Below are 16,952 nucleotides of genomic sequence, written 5' to 3'. Positions count from 1 at the left end.
CACCTGAACGATTGATGGAAGAATTAGACAATTGGGTAATCTATTTGTTTCCTGATAAAGGTGCCCTTTGGGCAAGACCATTTGGGGATTGTCAAATGGAAATTTATGGCTATGTCATTGCTGAACAAATGGCTGATGATTCTCAAAGCATTCTTCGTGAGTTACTTTATACTCTTATAGAAGAAGCACGTCAGTCAGGTATTCGACAAATATTATTTTTTAGTGATGAAAAGGAGTGCGAGCTGTTAAGAGCTTTAGGGTTTAAAGAAAGAGGAACTTATCTTTGCTATGTTAAGACTTTGTAGATGGTTTCTTTTATGAATGTGCTTGAATTAAAAATAATCCAAATATTGTTATCGGATTTATTAGAATAATAAAAAGAGGTTGGGACATAAATATCTCAACCTTCTATTTTTAATGGTAATAACAGATTGACGCAGTGGTTGATTGGAGGTCCTAAACCCTTGCTACGCAATCGTTAGCGGCCATCCTAATCAACTGTGCGGAGGTGGGACGACGAAGTCAATTTCTTCGAAATCATGACTTCTGTCCCACTCTCTTTTTGACATTTAAGTAAAGAATATAGATTGCTATTAAAAAATAGATGACAATGGTGTAATAATGAGACAATGGCTTACCTAAACCAATAATCAGCATGATGCAAGGATAACTGAGGGTGACTATTACAGTAGCTAGAAGATATTTGATACTTTCTTTTGAAATAGCTTTCCAATCGTAACTAATCCCTACAAATAGGGGAGTAAGATGCACAAGTGGTCCTAAGGTAGTTTTTTCAAAAAATGTTAGTAAATAACAGAAAAGTATGAGAATTAGCATAAGATAAAACAATCTTTTACTAAACTCTTCAGAAACTGGACGTTTTTTCATTGTAGACCTCTGTAGTTATTTATATTGATTACATAATACAATGAATGAAGGTATTTGTCAACGAGAGATAGAAATCTTTAATATTTCATAATATTTGCTTCCTCTAGTATAAGAAAAATCTTTAAACCGTCTGAAATATTGTAATAGAAGCACTTTGAGGCAGCTGGTGATTGGAAGCTAACGATACAAAAGATTCTAATTGTAGGTGCTTGAACAATCATTAAAACATATAAAAAAGACTAGGAATAGCAGTATTCCAGTCTTTTTCAGAGATTAGTTTTTGCAAGCTGATGCAAATTCTTCTTTAGAAAATGCTTCGTCAATGATAGCTTTCAACTCAGCAGCAGAAGCTTGCATTTTTTGCAATTCAGCATCGCTAAGTGGAATGTTTACTGGACGAACGATACCGTGTGCACCAATGATAGCTGGTTGACCGATAAAGACATCTTCAACACCGTTGTATTGACCAGCTTGGAAAACTGACAATGGAAGCACTGCATTTTCATCATCAAAGATAGCTTTTGTGATACGAGCAAGAGCTACTGCGATACCGTAGTAAGTAGCACCTTTTTTGTTGATGATTGAGTAAGCAGCGTCACGAACAGAGATGAAGAGATCAACAAGACCTTGCTCATCGATATCACGGTTAGCTTGCAACCAGTCGTAAAGTTTTACACCGGCAACGTTAGCGTGTGACCAAACGGCAAATTCTGAGTCACCGTGTTCACCCATGATGTAAGCGTGGACAGAACGAGCATCGATACCGATTTTATCAGCAAGTGCTTGACGGAAACGTGCTGAGTCAAGAGAAGTACCTGAACCGATAACGCGCTCTTTAGGGAATCCTGAGAATTTCCAAGTTGAGTAAGTTAAAACGTCAACTGGGTTAGCGGCTACAAGGAAGATACCGTTGAAACCTGATGCAACGATTTGAGTAACAACTTCTTTGTTGATACGCAAGTTTTTCTCAACAAGGTCAAGACGAGTTTCACCTGGTTTTTGAGGAGCACCAGCTGTCAAGACAACAAGGTCAGCATCGTGGCAGTCTGAGTAATCAGCTGCATAGATTTTTTTAGGTGAAGTAAATGCCAATGCGTGGCTTAAATCTTCTGCATCACCTTGAGTTTTTTCTTTGAAAATATCAATAATTCCAAGCTCTTGACCGATGTTTTGTGTTACCAAAGCAAAAGCGTAAGATGAACCTACGGCACCGTCACCGACAAGGATAACTTTTTTGTGTTGTTTAGTTAAAGTCATGCTAAACGTCTCCTTATTTTTTTCTTTGGGGAATTCCCATACATCTAACTATTCTACCATGTTCTTTGCTGTTTGTCACGGAAGAAAGAAGAAAAATGAAAATTGCTTACAGAAAGCGATACCAATACAGATTTTCCAAGGAATTTATGATATAATAATAAAGACTTTTGAAAAGAAAAGAGGCATGTACATGCAAGATAAAAACTTGGTAGATGTTAATCTAACGAGTGAGATGAAGACGAGTTTTATTGACTATGCGATGAGCGTTATTGTGGCACGTGCCCTACCTGATGTTCGTGATGGTCTAAAACCGGTACATCGCCGTATTTTGTACGGGATGAACGAACTTGGTGTTACTCCAGATAAACCTCATAAAAAATCGGCCCGTATTACCGGGGATGTTATGGGTAAATATCACCCGCACGGTGACAGTTCTATCTATGAAGCTATGGTTCGTATGGCTCAGTGGTGGAGTTATCGTCACATGTTGGTTGATGGTCATGGAAACTTTGGTTCTATGGATGGAGATGGTGCGGCCGCTCAACGTTATACGGAAGCGCGCATGAGCAAAATCGCTCTAGAAATGCTCCGTGACATCAATAAGAACACGGTTGATTTTCAGGATAACTATGATGGTTCTGAACGTGAGCCACTAGTGTTACCGGCACGATTTCCTAATCTTCTCGTTAATGGAGCGACAGGTATCGCTGTTGGTATGGCAACCAACATTCCACCGCATAACCTTGGAGAATCCATTGATGCGGTTAAATTAGTAATGGATAATCCAGAAGTCACAACACGTGATTTGATGGAAGTAATGCCTGGTCCAGACTTCCCAACAGGGGCTCTTGTTATGGGGAAATCAGGTATTCATCGTGCCTATGAAACCGGTAAAGGATCAATTGTTTTACGTTCTCGTACAGAAATTGAATTGACTAAGACTGGTCGTGAACGCATTGTTGTCACAGAGTTTCCGTATGGTGTCAATAAAACAAAGGTTCACGAGCATATTGTTCGTTTGGCACAGGAAAAACGCATTGAAGGAATCACAGCTGTTCGTGATGAATCGAGTCGTGAAGGTGTTCGTTTTGTCATTGAAGTTCGTCGTGATGCGTCAGCTAATGTGATTTTAAATAATCTGTTTAAACTAACAAGTTTGCAGACAAACTTTAGTTTCAATATGTTGGCTATTGAAAAGGGAGTGCCAAAAATTCTCTCCCTACGTCAGATTATTGACAATTATATTGCTCACCAAAAAGAAGTGATTGTTCGTCGGACGCGTTTTGATAAAGAGAAAGCAGAAGCGCGTGCACATATCTTAGAAGGATTGTTAGTCGCACTTGATCACCTTGATGAAGTGATTGCGATTATCCGTGGTAGTCAGACTGATGCCGAGGCACAAGCAGAGCTGATGAGTCGTTTTGAGTTGTCAGAGCGTCAAAGTCAGGCGATTTTGGATATGCGTCTGCGTCGTTTGACAGGATTGGAACGCGATAAAATTCAATCTGAATATGATGATTTGTTGACTTTAATTGCAGATTTGGCTGATATTTTGGCTAAGCCTGAACGTGTTGCGACAATTATCAAAGAAGAATTGGATGAAACCAAGCGTAAATATGCTGATGATCGTCGTACAGAGCTTATGGTCGGTGAGGTATTGTCACTAGAAGACGAAGATCTTATCGAAGAAGAAGATGTTCTCATCACTTTATCTAACAAAGGTTACATCAAATGCTTGGCTCAGGATGAATTCCGTGCCCAAAAACGTGGTGGACGTGGTGTTCAAGGAACAGGTGTTAATGATGATGACTTTGTCAAAGATTTGGTATCTACCTCGACACATGACCACTTGTTGTTCTTTACGAATATGGGACGTGTTTACCGCCTAAAAGCTTACGAAATCCCAGAATATGGTCGTACCGCAAAAGGTCTTCCTATTATCAATCTTTTGAAGCTTGATGAAGGGGAAACTATCCAGACGGTGATTAATTTAACGAAAGAAGACTTCAAAGATAAGCATTTCTTCTTCATCACCCAACAAGGGATTGTCAAACGTACAAGTGTTTCTGAGTTTAATAACATTCGTCAAAATGGTTTGAAAGCCTTGGGCTTACGAGATGATGATCAATTGATTAATGTGATTTTAACGAATGGACAAGATGACATTATCATTGGTACGAAAACAGGTTACTCTGTTCGTTTCCGTGAGGATAGTGTGCGAAGCATGAGCCGTGTTGCAACAGGTGTTAAAGGGATTACCCTACGCGATGGAGATATCGTTGTTGGTGCGTCAGCTATTGCTCAAGATCAGGAAGTTCTTGTCATCACTGAAAAAGGTTATGGTAAACGTACCGCTGCAAGCGAATATCCAACTAAAGGTCGTGGCGGTAAAGGGATTAAAACTGCTAATATTACTGAGAAAAATGGACCACTTGCTGGGCTTGTCACAGTTAGTGGTGATGAGGATATTATGATTATCACCGATACTGGCGTCATGATCCGCACAGGCATTGAAAATATCTCTCAGACAGGACGTTCAACCCAAGGTGTTAAAGTGATGCGTTTGGATGAACAAGCTAAAATTGTGACCTTTGCTTTAGTGAAATCTGGAGCTACAGATGAGGATGGTGCTGATGAGACGGAATAAAAAGAAAACCTTTAAAACGTTTTTACACAACACCCTAATTGTTCTTTTGTTTATTGTTGGTTTAGCATTGGTATTTAATAAATCCATTCGAAATACTTTGATTGCTTGGAATTCTAATAAATATCAAGTTTCTCAAGTTTCAAAGGAGACCATCAAAAAGAATAAGGAAAAAGAAGCGAGTTTTGATTTCTCAGCAGTTGAATCTGTCTCAACAGAATCCATTTTAAAATCTCAAATGGAAGCACAGCTTCTACCTGTAATAGGTGGTATAGCTATACCAGATTTAAAAATTAATTTGCCTATTTTTAAAGGTCTCGGTAACACTGAATTATCTTATGGTGCAGGTACCATGAAAGAAAGTCAGGTTATGGGACAAGGCAATTATACGCTGGCTAGCCATCATATTTTTTCGATGGTCGGTGCTTCAGATATGCTGTTTTCACCACTTGAGAGAGCTCAAAATGGTATGAAAATCTATCTGACTGACAAAGAATTTATTTACACTTATGTGATTAACAGTGTAGAAATCGTTGAACCAGAGGCTATTTATGTCCTAGAAGATCATGAAGGTGTCAACGAAATCACACTAGTAACTTGTACAGATGCTGAGGCAACACAACGTACAATTGTGAAAGGTTTGCTTGAAACACAAGTGGCATTTAATGATGCGGATAAATCGATTCTCAAATCTTTTGAACAAAATTATAACCAAGTTGCTTGGTGAGTTACATGATTGAAATAAGGTAATAAAAAACGGTTCTTACTTATTAGAAGTAGGAACCATTTTTTGTGTATATGGGGAAAATTCCGTTAATCAGATCAACATAATAAACTTATCGCATCTACGAATGCTGAAATTTATAAACAATCCCCTACATGATTCATGCAGGGGGTTATATCTCTATTATTGAGTTAAAGATAATTACTAATCTTTACTCCCACTCAACAGTTGCAGGTGGTTTACTTGTGATATCATAGACGATACGGTTAACGTGGTCAACTTCGTTTACGATTCGGGTTGAGATTTTCTTAAGAACGTCCCAAGGGAGTTGCGCAAAATCAGCTGTCATGCCGTCGATAGAAGTGATGGCACGGATAGCGATGGTGTAGTCGTAGGTACGACCGTCACCCATAACCCCAACAGAACGGACACCAGTGTTTACAGTGAAGTACTGCCATACATCGCGGTCAAGGCCTGCTTTTGCAATTTCTTCACGAAGGATAGCATCTGATTCACGAACCGTTTCAAGTTTTTCTTCAGTGATTTCACCCATCACACGAATTGCAAGACCTGGTCCTGGGAATGGCTGGCGCCAAACAACTTCATCTGGCATGCCAAGTGCAGTACCAAGTGCGCGTACTTCATCTTTAAACAAGGTGTTGAGTGGCTCAATGAGTTTGAACTGCATATCTTCAGGAAGTCCACCAACGTTGTGGTGAGATTTGATGGTTTCGGCAGTTTCAGTACCTGATTCGATGATATCTGTGTAAAGGGTACCTTGTGCTAAGAAATCAACATCGGTGAGTTTACTTGCTTCATCGTCAAAGACGTAAACAAACTCATTACCAATAATTTTACGTTTTTTCTCAGGATCATCAACACCTGCTAAAAGACTCAAGAAGCGTTCTGCGGCATCAACACGGATAATATTAAGACCGAATTTGCCACCAAGCATTTCCATAACTTGGTCGCCTTCATTCTTACGAAGAAGGCCGTGGTCAACGAAGATACATGTTAACTGATCACCAATCGCACGTTGCAGAAGGACACCAACGACTGATGAATCTACCCCACCTGAAAGACCAAGGAGAACTTTTTTGTCTCCAACTGTTTCACGGATTTTAGCGATTTCCATGTCGATGAAGTTATCCATTGACCAGTCACCACGCGCACCGCAGATGTTTACCGCAAAATTGCGAAGCATGTCATTACCGTAAACGGAGTGACGAACTTCTGGGTGGAATTGGATACCGTAGAAGTTTTTCTCAGTGTTTTCCATCGCAGCAAACGGGCAGTCAGCAGAGTCACCAACCAAGTGGAAACCTTCTGGAATCTCAGTGACGGCATCACCATGACTCATCAAAACAAGTTGTTCTTCAGGTGTTCCAGCAAATAGCTTAGATTCGGCACGAAGACGTAGTGTAGATTGACCATACTCACGGTTACCAGCTTCACCTGCTGGGACCACTTTCCCTCCAAGGGTATGTGTGATCAATTGCATACCATAACAGATTCCTAAAATGGGAATCCCAAGCTCAAAAATATCTTTGTCAATACCAAAGGCATTGTCAGCGTAGACAGAGTTAGGACCTCCTGAGAGGACGATTCCGATAGGATTGATGGCACGAAGCTCATCTGCTGTAATTTTATGGCTTTTAAGTTCTGAAAAAACACCAAATTCACGGATACGACGCGCAATCAGTTGATTGTACTGGCTACCGTAATCGAGAACGATGATTTTTTGAACATCAGTCAACGTTTCAGTCATGGATTCCCTTTCTTTTTACGTCAGATGTTATAGACGGTTTCTATTATTCTAGCATAAATTCTGGTTTTTTGCAGTCCTTTTTTTATTAAATATGGTAAACTAATCTTATGATAACGATTAAACCTTTTGAGAACCAATATGAAAAAAGTTGGGTCTATTGTAAAGCCCTTTCTTACTTATATTCAGACTTTTTTGATGATATCAGCCGTACTAAGGATAACTTTACGGATTTTTACGAAGACAGCATTGAACTCGTTGCTTTAGAGGGAGATACTGTTGTTGGTCTGCTAGATATTGGGATTTATTCTAGGGAAAATAGCAGAGCATATGCCTATTATTCCTGTGACAAAGTCGCTTATTTTGCTAATTTAGCTGTCCATCCAGATTATCAGGGGCAGGGCATCGCAAATCAATTATTTGAACGAGCTGAGATTCTTCTTCGAGAAAAAGGGGTTGAAGCGCTAGCCATTTTTACAAGAGGCGATGAAAAAGCGAACCACCTTTATCAGAAATGGGGAGCAGAAGTCATCTGTCGTGACTGGCTGGTTGTAGGAACACCAAAATCACAGGATCAATCATTCACTTTTCAGGTGTTACCAGATCAGAAGCGACTAGCATTTGTTACTGAAGATGGGGAGTTGCCATACTATCAGCGCGAGGGGCATTATATTGTCGCTAAAGAGACAGATTTGGAGTTGTTTGAGATTGAGGAGGTCTATGAAGAACGCACCTACCTCAAGCGATATCATTAGGAGGAAAAGCGATGGCGCCAGCCTATATTAGTATTCACGATGCATTGAAGGAGCAGATTGATAAAGGCATTTGGAAGATTGGAGACCGTCTGCCTAGCGAGCGTGACTTGGCAGATGATTTTTCCGTTAGCCGAATGACGCTTCGTCAAGCGATTACTTTACTGGTTGATGAAGGTATCTTAGAACGGAGAGTAGGAAGCGGCACCTATGTGGCCAGCAGATGGGTTCAGGAAAAAATGCGTGGTACCACATCGTTTACCGAGATTGTGACAGCGCAAGGGAAGACCCCTTCTACGAAAGTTATTTCTTATCAAAAGAAACTGGCGAGCCAGACGGAAATGGACCGTCTGCAGCTGAAGAAAACGGACTATGTGATTCGAATGGAGCGGGTACGGTATGCGGATAATGTTCCTGTTGTCTATGAAGTGGCTTCTATTCCTGAGGAACTGATTCGTAATGTTGAACGACGAGCCATTACGGAACATTTTTTTAAAACCTTAACGGATAATGGCTATGAAATTGGCAAAAGTCAGCAAGTGATTTCAGCTAAAATTGCCAGTGAGCGCGTGGCAGATTATCTTTCGATTGCTAAAGGTCATGCTATTTTAGCACTCACACAAGTTTCCTATTTCACAGATAATCGCCCATTTGAATATGTGAGAAGTCAGTATGTAGGCGATCGATTTGAGTTCTACCTAGAAAACAATTAGGTGACACCAGTCAAATTATGATTGATTTGTAACGATATATCCGCATATATGGTGGTATCTGTGGGAGAAACGACTACTGAAGATAGTATTGCGTTAATGCTCAAGGTTGGAAATAAGGTATTTTAGATTGTGTGATTTTTATAGGTGATGTAGTGGTTTTTGGGCGCCATGCTATTTGTGAGTACCTTGAGCTTTGCAATCAGGATAGCTGGTTAGCTATTCCAGTGTTTACCTTGTCTAAACTAGAGTGTTCATGGTGGTACAGCTCAAAAGCTCTGCCATTTCCCCTATTAAAATCCTAGATATTATGGTAAAATATAGGATATGGAAATTGAAAAAACCAATCGAATGAACGCTCTTTTTGAGTTTTATGCAGCGCTTTTAACAGATAAGCAAATGAATTATATTGAACTCTATTACGCAGATGATTACAGCTTGGCAGAAATCGCTGAAGAGTTTGGGGTCAGTCGGCAAGCTGTCTATGACAATATTAAGCGTACAGAGAGAATTCTAGAGGATTATGAAATGAAACTGCACATGTATTCTGATTATATTGTGCGTAGTGAAATCTTTGATGAGATGACTGAGAAATATGCAAACGATGACTATTTGCAAGAAAAAATCGCTATTTTAATGAGTATTGATAATAGAGATTAAGCTGGTTGTTGAGCTTATGTAGCCAGCAAGAGCGAGAAGAAAAAAGGAGAGAAATAAAAACAGATGGCATTTGAAAGTCTAACACAACGCTTGCAAGGCGTGTTTAAAAATCTACGTCGTAAAGGAAAGCTAACGGAAAAAGAAGTTCAAGACGTTACAAAAGAAATTCGTCTGGCACTCCTTGAGGCGGACGTTGCACTTCCGGTTGTTAAGACGTTTATTAAGCGTGTTCGTGAGCGTGCTGTTGGTCATGAGATTATCGAAACCTTGGATGCGTCTCAACAAATCATCAAGATTGTTAATGAAGAATTAACAGCCATTTTAGGTTCTGAAACGGCAGAAATTGAAAAATCCCCTAAAATTCCAACCATTATCATGATGGTTGGTCTTCAAGGTGCTGGTAAGACAACCTTTGCTGGTAAACTGGCAAACAAGCTTATCAAGGAAGAAAATGCTCGTCCGTTGATGATTGCAGCGGATATCTATCGTCCAGCTGCGATAGATCAACTTAAAACTCTGGGTGGGCAAATCGGTGTCCCTGTCTTTGATATGGGGACTGATACACCGGCTGTTGAAATTGTGCGCCAAGGTTTAGAAAAAGCGCGTGAGAATCACAATGATTATGTTCTCATCGATACCGCTGGTCGTCTCCAAATTGATGAAAAACTCATGCAGGAATTGCGCGATGTCAAAGCATTAGCGCAACCACATGAAATCCTTTTGGTTGTTGATAGCATGATTGGTCAAGAAGCTGCCAATGTTGCGCGTGAGTTTAATGAGCAATTGGAAGTGACAGGGGTTATCTTAACCAAGATTGACGGTGATACCCGTGGTGGTGCTGCCCTTTCAATCCGTGAAATCACAGGGAAGCCAATCAAGTTTACAGGTACTGGTGAAAAGATTACCGACATTGAAACCTTCCACCCAGATCGTATGGCTAGCCGTATTTTGGGCATGGGTGATTTGTTGACCCTGATTGAAAAGGCTTCTCAAGAATACGACATGCAAAAATCAGCTGAGCTTGCTGAGAAGATGCGTGAAAACACCTTTGATTTCAATGATTTCATTGAGCAACTGGACCAAGTCCAAAACATGGGACCGATGGAAGACCTTCTTAAAATGCTACCTGGGATGGCTGGCAATCCTGCCTTGGCAAACCTGAAAGTGGATGAAAGAGAAATCGCTCGCAAACGTGCCATTGTATCGTCAATGACACCAGCAGAGCGTGAAAATCCAGATTTACTGACACCGAGTCGCCGTCGCCGTATTGCCAATGGTTCTGGAAATAGCTTTGTGGAAGTCAATAAGTTCATTAAAGATTTCAACCAAGCTAAGTCCATGATGCAAGGTGTCATGTCAGGTGATATGGATAAGATGATGCGTCAAATGGGCATCAATCCTAACAATCTTCCTAAGAACTTGCCAAATATGCCAGATATGAGTGGCATGGACATGTCTGCTTTAGAGAGCATGATGGGAGGTTCAGGATTGCCTGATTTATCAGCTCTGGGTGGCGCAGGCATGCCGGATATGAGCCAAATGTTTGGTGGTGGCCTCAAAGGAAAAGTTGGGCAATTTGCCATGAAGCAAATGATGAAACGCCAAGCCAACAAACTCAAAAAAGCGAAGAAGAAGCGTAAATAACCAAAGAGAGGCTGGGAGTATGTGTGATTTTCCCAGCCTTATTTTTTTATAGTAATAACAGAATGCAGCAGTGGTTGATTGAAAGTCTGCAATTGGCCACTTCTATATTTTCAAGAGTCCACCTAATACTCATCCAAAATCAAAATTAGAATTTTAGAACCACTAATATCGTTGAGATGGTGACGAGCGTAACGAGAAAAAATGTTTCTTTCGCTATAGTGGTATTCTTATTAGTGAAACTGTCCAGTGGACAGTTTCAGCCTGAGCTTAGAAATTAAAAAGTGAGGGTAATTGGCTTGATAAGAACGGATTTTTGGGAGAACTACAGAAATTGAAAGTCAATTTCGTAGTAGTTCCCCCGCAAGGATGATTAGGGTGGACGCTGTCGAGTAGTCGACAAGTACATCCAATCATCTACTGCGATAGAGATAAGCTCAAATCTAGCAATGAAACTCCGTAGGAGGTTTTGATGTTGACTTCGTCAGCTTCATTTCCCACCTCAAAAGGTCTCCCAGACCTTTTGAGCGCCCCACACCACATTAGGAGAAGTGCTAACAAAAATACTAAATAAAAACTAATTGACTTTACAACATAAAAAAGAAGTTCGGGATGAACTTCTTTTAAACGTTTAAGACTTTATCTAAAAATTCGATAAGGCGTGGGTGTTTTGGATGGTCAAAGATTTCTTCTGGTGTCCCGTCTTCGAGGAACTGACCACCGTCGGTAAAGATGACACGGTTGGCAACTTTGCGAGCAAATCCCATTTCATGAGTTACGATGAGCATGGTCATTCCTTGTTCAGCAAGGTCTTTCATAACGTTTAAAACGTCACCGACCATTTCTGGGTCAAGGGCAGAAGTTGGTTCATCAAAGAGCATGATATCTGGATTCATAGCGAGGGAACGAGCAATCGCAACACGTTGTTTTTGACCACCAGATAGGCTAGTAGGCATGGCGTTAGCTTTATCAGCTAAACCGACTTTTTCTAAGAGTTCCATTCCTAGTTTTTCAGCCTCTGTCTTGGTTTGTTTTCCTAATTCGACAGGAGCGAAAATGATATTTTCTAGAACAGTCATGTGCGGAAAGAGGTTAAAGTGTTGGAATACCATTCCGATATTTTCACGTGCACGGTCGATATTTGTTTTAGGGTCAGATAGTTCGAATCCGTCTACGACAACTTTACCTGATGTAATGGTTTCAAGTAGGTTGAGTGTTCGTAAGAAAGTTGATTTACCAGAACCAGAAGGACCAATGATGCAAACCACATCGCCTTCATAGAATTTGGCATCAATGCCTTTTAGAACCTCATTTTTTCCATAATATTTGTGGAGGTCTTGTACATCAATTTTCAATTCAGCCATTATTTAGTCCTCTTTTCTAAGTGTTTTGCCAAGCGGGTAAGCAGTGTAATGATTACTAAATACATTACTGCTAGGATAGCATACATGCGGAAAGATTGGTAGTTTCTAGCGATGATAATTTTACCTGTTTGGAAGAGTTCAACAAGCCCGATTGCAGAGACAATAGTAGTATCTTTGAGTGAGATAACAAACTGGTTGATGAAGTTTGGCAACATCAATTTGACAGCTTGAGGTAAAATGACTTTACGCATGGTTGTTTTATATGGAATACCAAGGCTTCGGCTGGCCTCCATTTGACCTTTATCAACGGCTTCGATACCACCTCGAACGATTTCGGCAATATAAGCTCCGCCATTTAACGAAAGGGCAATCGTAGCAGCAAAGAAGTCATTGATAGGGGATTGTTGGCCTGTTAAGCTTTGAATAAGATTAGGAATTCCCCAGAAAATGAAAGCAGCCACAATCATAAGAGGAATACCGCGGACCACATCAACGAAAATGCTAGCAATGGTTCTCAGAACTCTACTTGGTGCAACGCTCATCATACCAAATAGGATACCAATAAGGGTAGCGATAGCAAAGGAAATGAGGGTTAAGCTAAGGGTTGTCCAAAGTCCTGATAAGAGTTGGCTATAGTTGTTTGAGAGAAGACCTGAAATCGTTGTCTCATCGACAGCAGTAGTGCTGTTGTTTGAACCAAGGTATTTATTGATGATGTTATCGTATTCACCAGATTCTTTTAAGACAGCTAGACCATTGTTAAACATAGCAAGGAGTTCTGGATTTGTACCAGTTTTTACGGCAAATCCGTATTCCCCAGATTTTTCCCCAGCTAGTGGTGTGTCAAAATCTCGTCCTTGTTGGATGGCATATTTGAGAACTGCTTCATCATCCATGAGGGCATCAACTGAACCTGAGTTCAAGCTATCATACATGGTTGATGCTTCATCGAAGGCTTTTAGTTTATAGCCATACTCTTTTTCATGCTTTTCTAAGAAATTGTAAGAAGCTGTACCGTTTTTGGCGGCGACTGTTTTTCCTGAGAGATCAGCGTATTCTTTAACGACTGTCCCTTTTTTGACAGCGAGTAAAATGTTAGAAGTGTAGTAAGGGTCTGAAAAATCAAAGATTTCGCGACGGGCATCTGTGATAGACATACCAGCAATAACAGCGTCAGCTTGTCCAGCTTGAACAGCATTTAAGGCTGCATTGAAGCCAGGGTTGGTAATTTCAATGGTGAAATCTTGTTGTTTAGCGATTGCTTTGATTAGCTCGATATCAATACCGACGTAGTTACCACTGTCATCTTGAAATTCAAAGGGTGCAAATGATGAATCAGCAACGATTTTATAAGATGATTTAACAGGTGTTGCTTTAGCAGAACTATCTCCTGTTGAGGCTAATTTAGAGGTATCAGCCCCAAGCCATTTATTCATAATCGTATCGTAAGTACCGTCTTTTTTCATTGCAGCAAGAGCAGTATTGAAATCTTTAACAAGATACTCATACTCAGAGCCTTTTTTAACGGAAAAACCAAAGGAACCGATAGATTCACCTGCGATATTAATGGCATAGTTTTTACCTTGTTTAATGGCATATTCAACGACTGGTTGGTCATCCATAGCCGCAAAGACAGATCCAGTGTCAAGGCTGTTATTCATTAAATCACTGGTATCAAAGGTTTTGATTGTGAAGTTATACTTGTCTTTGTTTTTTTCAAGAAAAGCTTGCGCAGCAGTACCATTTTTGACTCCGACAACTTTTCCTGATAATTCTTTATAGGAAGATACTTTTTGATCAGCGCGTGTGTAAACGACAATTTTAGTATCGTAGTAAGGGTCTGAGAAGGTAAAGACTTTTTTACGGGCATCAGTGATAGTCGTTCCTGCCATCAAAGCGTCAGCTTGTCCAGCTTGGACAGCATTGACTGCTGCATCAAAACCAGGGTAGGACATGTTTAAATCCCAGCCAGAACGTTTAGCGACTTCAGTGATAATATCGACGTCAATGCCTTTGTAAGTTTGGTCAGCATCCCTAAATTCAAAGGGAGCATAGGCAGTGTCTGAAACCACATCAACGGTATCAGCAAGGATGGTTGCACCTCCAAATAGAAGGAACAATGACAGAAAACTTGCCATCAATAATTGCATTTTTTTCATCATACAGAGAACTCCTTTTTGTAAAATTAAAGACTATTATATCAAAAAAGAAAATCAAAAGCAAATCTCACCTCTTTTATATGTTAGATTATGTGACATAAAAAGCAGAAATCTCGTTATATGATAACCTTTTAATTTGTTTAATCTAATAAAGCTGTTAATGGTATCCTAGTTATTTTTTGGCTATAATGTCATTATGAAAAAAATATTATTAACATTATTAACAGTGGCTCTATTAGTTCTTATGGCTATAAAGATTTTTCCAGAACCTGAAGTTGCTTTGCATCATTTTTTAGGATGGTATTAGATATACAACATAGCATTTTTGCATAATGAGAGATATTTGGTCATGGAGAAATCAAATAATAAAGGAGGAGTTATGCCCGATTTTAAATCTATTATGAATGTTGGTCTAGTTGCTCACGTTGATGCGAGTAAGACAACCTTAACTGAAAGCCTTTTGTATCATGCAGGTGTGACTCGCCAATTAGGAAAAGTTGATGAAGGTACTGCTTTGACTGATAATTTACAAGTGGAAAAAGAACGAGGAATCTCTGTCAAAGCTGCATTGGTTAGTTTTATTCATAATGATGTTCGTCTTAATTTGTTGGATACACCTGGACACGTTGATTTTGTATCTGAAGTTGAACGTGCCTTGTCTGTTCTTGATACAGCAGTTTTAGTTATTTCTGCGGTAGAAGGGATTCAAGCTCAGACAGAAGTGCTTTATGAAGCATTAAAAGCTCAAGGAACTAATATCGTTATTTTTATCAATAAAATTGACCGTGTTGGGAGTGACAGTCAAGCCGTAATGAAAAAAATTCGAGAGACCTTTACTCCTCATCTTTTGCCCCTTAATCAAATCCTAGCTGAAGAAACGCGTGAAGCAACCTGCCAAGGTCTAACCCCATCATCTACTATTTGGCAAGAAGTTTCAGCAGATTTTGATGAGGAGTTGCTAGAAGCCTATTTAGATGGCAAGGAATTATCTGAGCATCACGTTTTAGCAACCTTGAAAGAAGCTATTAGGAAAAGAGAACTTGTTCCCGTTGTTTTTGGAAGTAGCCTTCATGATGTTGGTGTTGATACGCTACTAAATGCCTTGTCTTCAGATTATTTTTTGTCAAAAAATATAGCAGAACAGTCAGAAAAATTATCAGGAATTGTTTGGCGAATTTCCCATGATAAAACCATGGGACGTTTAGCTCATGTTAGACTTTTTGGTGGCAAAATTAAGGTGCGTGACAGTGTTTCTATTTCTAAATTTAGAAATGATTCAATAGAAGAAGAGCCTAAGTATGCCCCAAAAGTGACTCAAATTAGAAGATATCAAGGTGAAAAATTTAACGATTTATCAGAAGCTATTGCAGGTGATGTTGTAGCACTTTGTGGTTTGGCAGACGCAGAAGTCGGTGATATTATTGGACAGAAACCAACTCATATTAGTTATCCTTTGGCTATTCCACTTTTAGAAGTTGGGGTTTCGCCTGCTACGCCTGAAGTGATAGAGGCTTTTCGTGAATTATCTGCTGAGGATCCACAACTTAATAGTACCTATGATTTAGAAACACGTGAACTAAACATAACGATAACAGGTCGTATCCAACTGGAAATTCTAAGTCAAATGGTTCAAGAGCGATATGGTTTGGAGGTCACCTTTACCCAACCAACGGTGATTTATAAAGAAACACCAACTGGAATTGGCTATGGTCATGAAGTCTACACCATGCCAAAACCTTGTTGGGCTGTTATTGATTTGAAAATTGAGCCTCTACCAATAGGTTCTGGCATTGAATTTGAGTCAATTGTATCAGATGATGACATGCATTATAAATACCAATCCCACATTGCGGCAGAATTACCACGCGCTCTTAAGCAGGGTGTTTATAATTGGGAAGTAACAGATATTAAAGTTACCTTGATTGGTGGAGAACATCACCGTATGCACACACATCCATTAGATTTTTTCTTGGCAACTCCTCTAGCTGTAATAGATGGTCTACAGAATGCCGGTATGACTTTGCTTGAGCCTATGCAGAAATGGCGTATTACTGCTGATGAAAGTCTAATTGGTAAAATTATCGGAGACTTGATCCAGATGCGTGCCACTTATGGGGCGCCACAAATTTCAGAGGGGATTTGTACTCTAGAAGCGAGAGTCCCTGTGGCTACTAGCCTTGATTATCCGATTCGTTTAGCGTCTTTGTCTTCTGGAAAAGCGGTGCTATCAGTCCGTTTTGATGGTTATCAACCCTGCCGTCTAGAAGATGGTGCTATCGGTAAACGTCGAGGTGTTGATCCAAGAGATCGTGATAAATGGATTCTAGTCAAACGGAGTGCGATGAGTGGCTAAATAGGTAGTGAAATAATTGATAAAAAGATAATATA

The 16,952-nt window shown here is 39.9% G+C and carries 13 protein-coding genes; 8 read left to right on the top strand and 5 right to left on the bottom strand.

Going from position 1 to position 16,952, the window contains the following annotated elements; all coding sequences use genetic code 11:
- Nucleotides 1–14 precede the first annotated feature (14 nt).
- Nucleotides 15–305, top strand: coding sequence for a hypothetical protein (locus AB6M99_RS05675; RefSeq protein WP_121834678.1), 291 nt, complete (start codon nt 15–17; stop codon nt 303–305).
- A 232-nt stretch (nt 306–537) separates the two neighbouring features.
- On the opposite strand, the gene AB6M99_RS05670 is transcribed toward AB6M99_RS05675, so the two are convergent.
- Nucleotides 538–888 carry a hypothetical protein gene (locus AB6M99_RS05670; protein WP_183121641.1) on the bottom strand — a complete coding sequence of 117 codons (351 nt, stop codon included), beginning with the start codon at nt 886–888 and terminating at the stop codon, nt 538–540.
- 273 nt (nt 889–1,161) lie between these two features.
- Nucleotides 1,162–2,145, bottom strand: a complete 984-nt coding sequence (locus AB6M99_RS05665) for an L-lactate dehydrogenase (protein WP_121834679.1) — start codon at nt 2,143–2,145, stop codon at nt 1,162–1,164.
- Between the two features lie 190 nt (nt 2,146–2,335).
- On the opposite strand from AB6M99_RS05665, the gene gyrA reads away from it, so the two are divergent.
- Together gyrA and AB6M99_RS05655 are read left to right on the top strand one after the other, a co-directional pair.
- Entirely contained in the window at nt 2,336–4,792 is a 2,457-nt protein-coding gene (gene gyrA, locus AB6M99_RS05660; RefSeq protein WP_121834680.1) for a DNA gyrase subunit A, read from the top strand.
- Nucleotides 4,770–5,516: a class A sortase gene (locus tag AB6M99_RS05655; protein WP_121834729.1), complete on the top strand. Its 747-nt coding sequence runs from the start codon at nt 4,770–4,772 to the stop codon at nt 5,514–5,516. Before gyrA ends, AB6M99_RS05655 begins: the two co-directional genes overlap by 23 nt.
- Nucleotides 5,517–5,724: 208 nt before the next feature.
- On the opposite strand, the gene guaA is transcribed toward AB6M99_RS05655, so the two are convergent.
- Nucleotides 5,725–7,281, bottom strand: a complete 1,557-nt coding sequence (gene guaA, locus AB6M99_RS05650) for a glutamine-hydrolyzing GMP synthase (protein ID WP_121834681.1) — start codon at nt 7,279–7,281, stop codon at nt 5,725–5,727.
- A gap of 110 nt (nt 7,282–7,391) precedes the next feature.
- Between guaA and AB6M99_RS05645 the strand changes: the two genes are divergently transcribed.
- The 4 genes from AB6M99_RS05645 to ffh all read left to right on the top strand — a co-directional run bounded on the left by AB6M99_RS05645 (nt 7,392) and on the right by ffh (nt 11,044).
- A complete protein-coding gene (locus AB6M99_RS05645) occupies nt 7,392–8,033 on the top strand; it encodes a GNAT family N-acetyltransferase (RefSeq protein ID WP_121834730.1) in 642 nt (213 codons plus the stop codon).
- 11 nt (nt 8,034–8,044) lie between these two features.
- A complete protein-coding gene (locus AB6M99_RS05640) occupies nt 8,045–8,743 on the top strand; it encodes a GntR family transcriptional regulator (RefSeq protein WP_121834682.1) in 699 nt (232 codons plus the stop codon).
- Nucleotides 8,744–9,067: 324 nt separating this feature from the next.
- Nucleotides 9,068–9,400, top strand: coding sequence for a putative DNA-binding protein (locus AB6M99_RS05635; RefSeq protein WP_121834683.1), 333 nt, complete (start codon nt 9,068–9,070; stop codon nt 9,398–9,400).
- Nucleotides 9,401–9,463: 63 nt separating this feature from the next.
- Nucleotides 9,464–11,044 carry a signal recognition particle protein gene (ffh, locus tag AB6M99_RS05630; RefSeq protein ID WP_121834684.1) on the top strand — a complete coding sequence of 527 codons (1,581 nt, stop codon included), beginning with the start codon at nt 9,464–9,466 and terminating at the stop codon, nt 11,042–11,044.
- 620 nt (nt 11,045–11,664) lie between these two features.
- Here ffh and AB6M99_RS05625 read toward each other — a convergent pair.
- On the bottom strand, nt 11,665–12,405 hold the full coding sequence (locus AB6M99_RS05625; RefSeq protein WP_121834685.1) for an amino acid ABC transporter ATP-binding protein: 741 nt from the start codon (nt 12,403–12,405) through the stop codon (nt 11,665–11,667).
- A complete protein-coding gene (locus AB6M99_RS05620) occupies nt 12,405–14,567 on the bottom strand; it encodes an ABC transporter substrate-binding protein/permease (protein WP_369351221.1) in 2,163 nt (720 codons plus the stop codon). The genes AB6M99_RS05625 and AB6M99_RS05620 overlap by 1 nt, the downstream gene beginning before the upstream one ends.
- Before the next feature lie 376 nt (nt 14,568–14,943).
- Here AB6M99_RS05620 and AB6M99_RS05615 point away from each other — a divergent pair, with 376 nt between their 5' ends.
- Nucleotides 14,944–16,917: a GTP-binding protein gene (locus tag AB6M99_RS05615; RefSeq protein ID WP_369351220.1), complete on the top strand. Its 1,974-nt coding sequence runs from the start codon at nt 14,944–14,946 to the stop codon at nt 16,915–16,917.
- Nucleotides 16,918–16,952: the final 35 nt, after the last annotated feature.

It is taken from the genome of Streptococcus hillyeri (assembly GCF_041081565.1).
Lineage (GTDB): Bacteria > Bacillota > Bacilli > Lactobacillales > Streptococcaceae > Streptococcus > Streptococcus hillyeri.
This window is presented reverse-complemented; position numbering and strand designations above follow the sequence as displayed.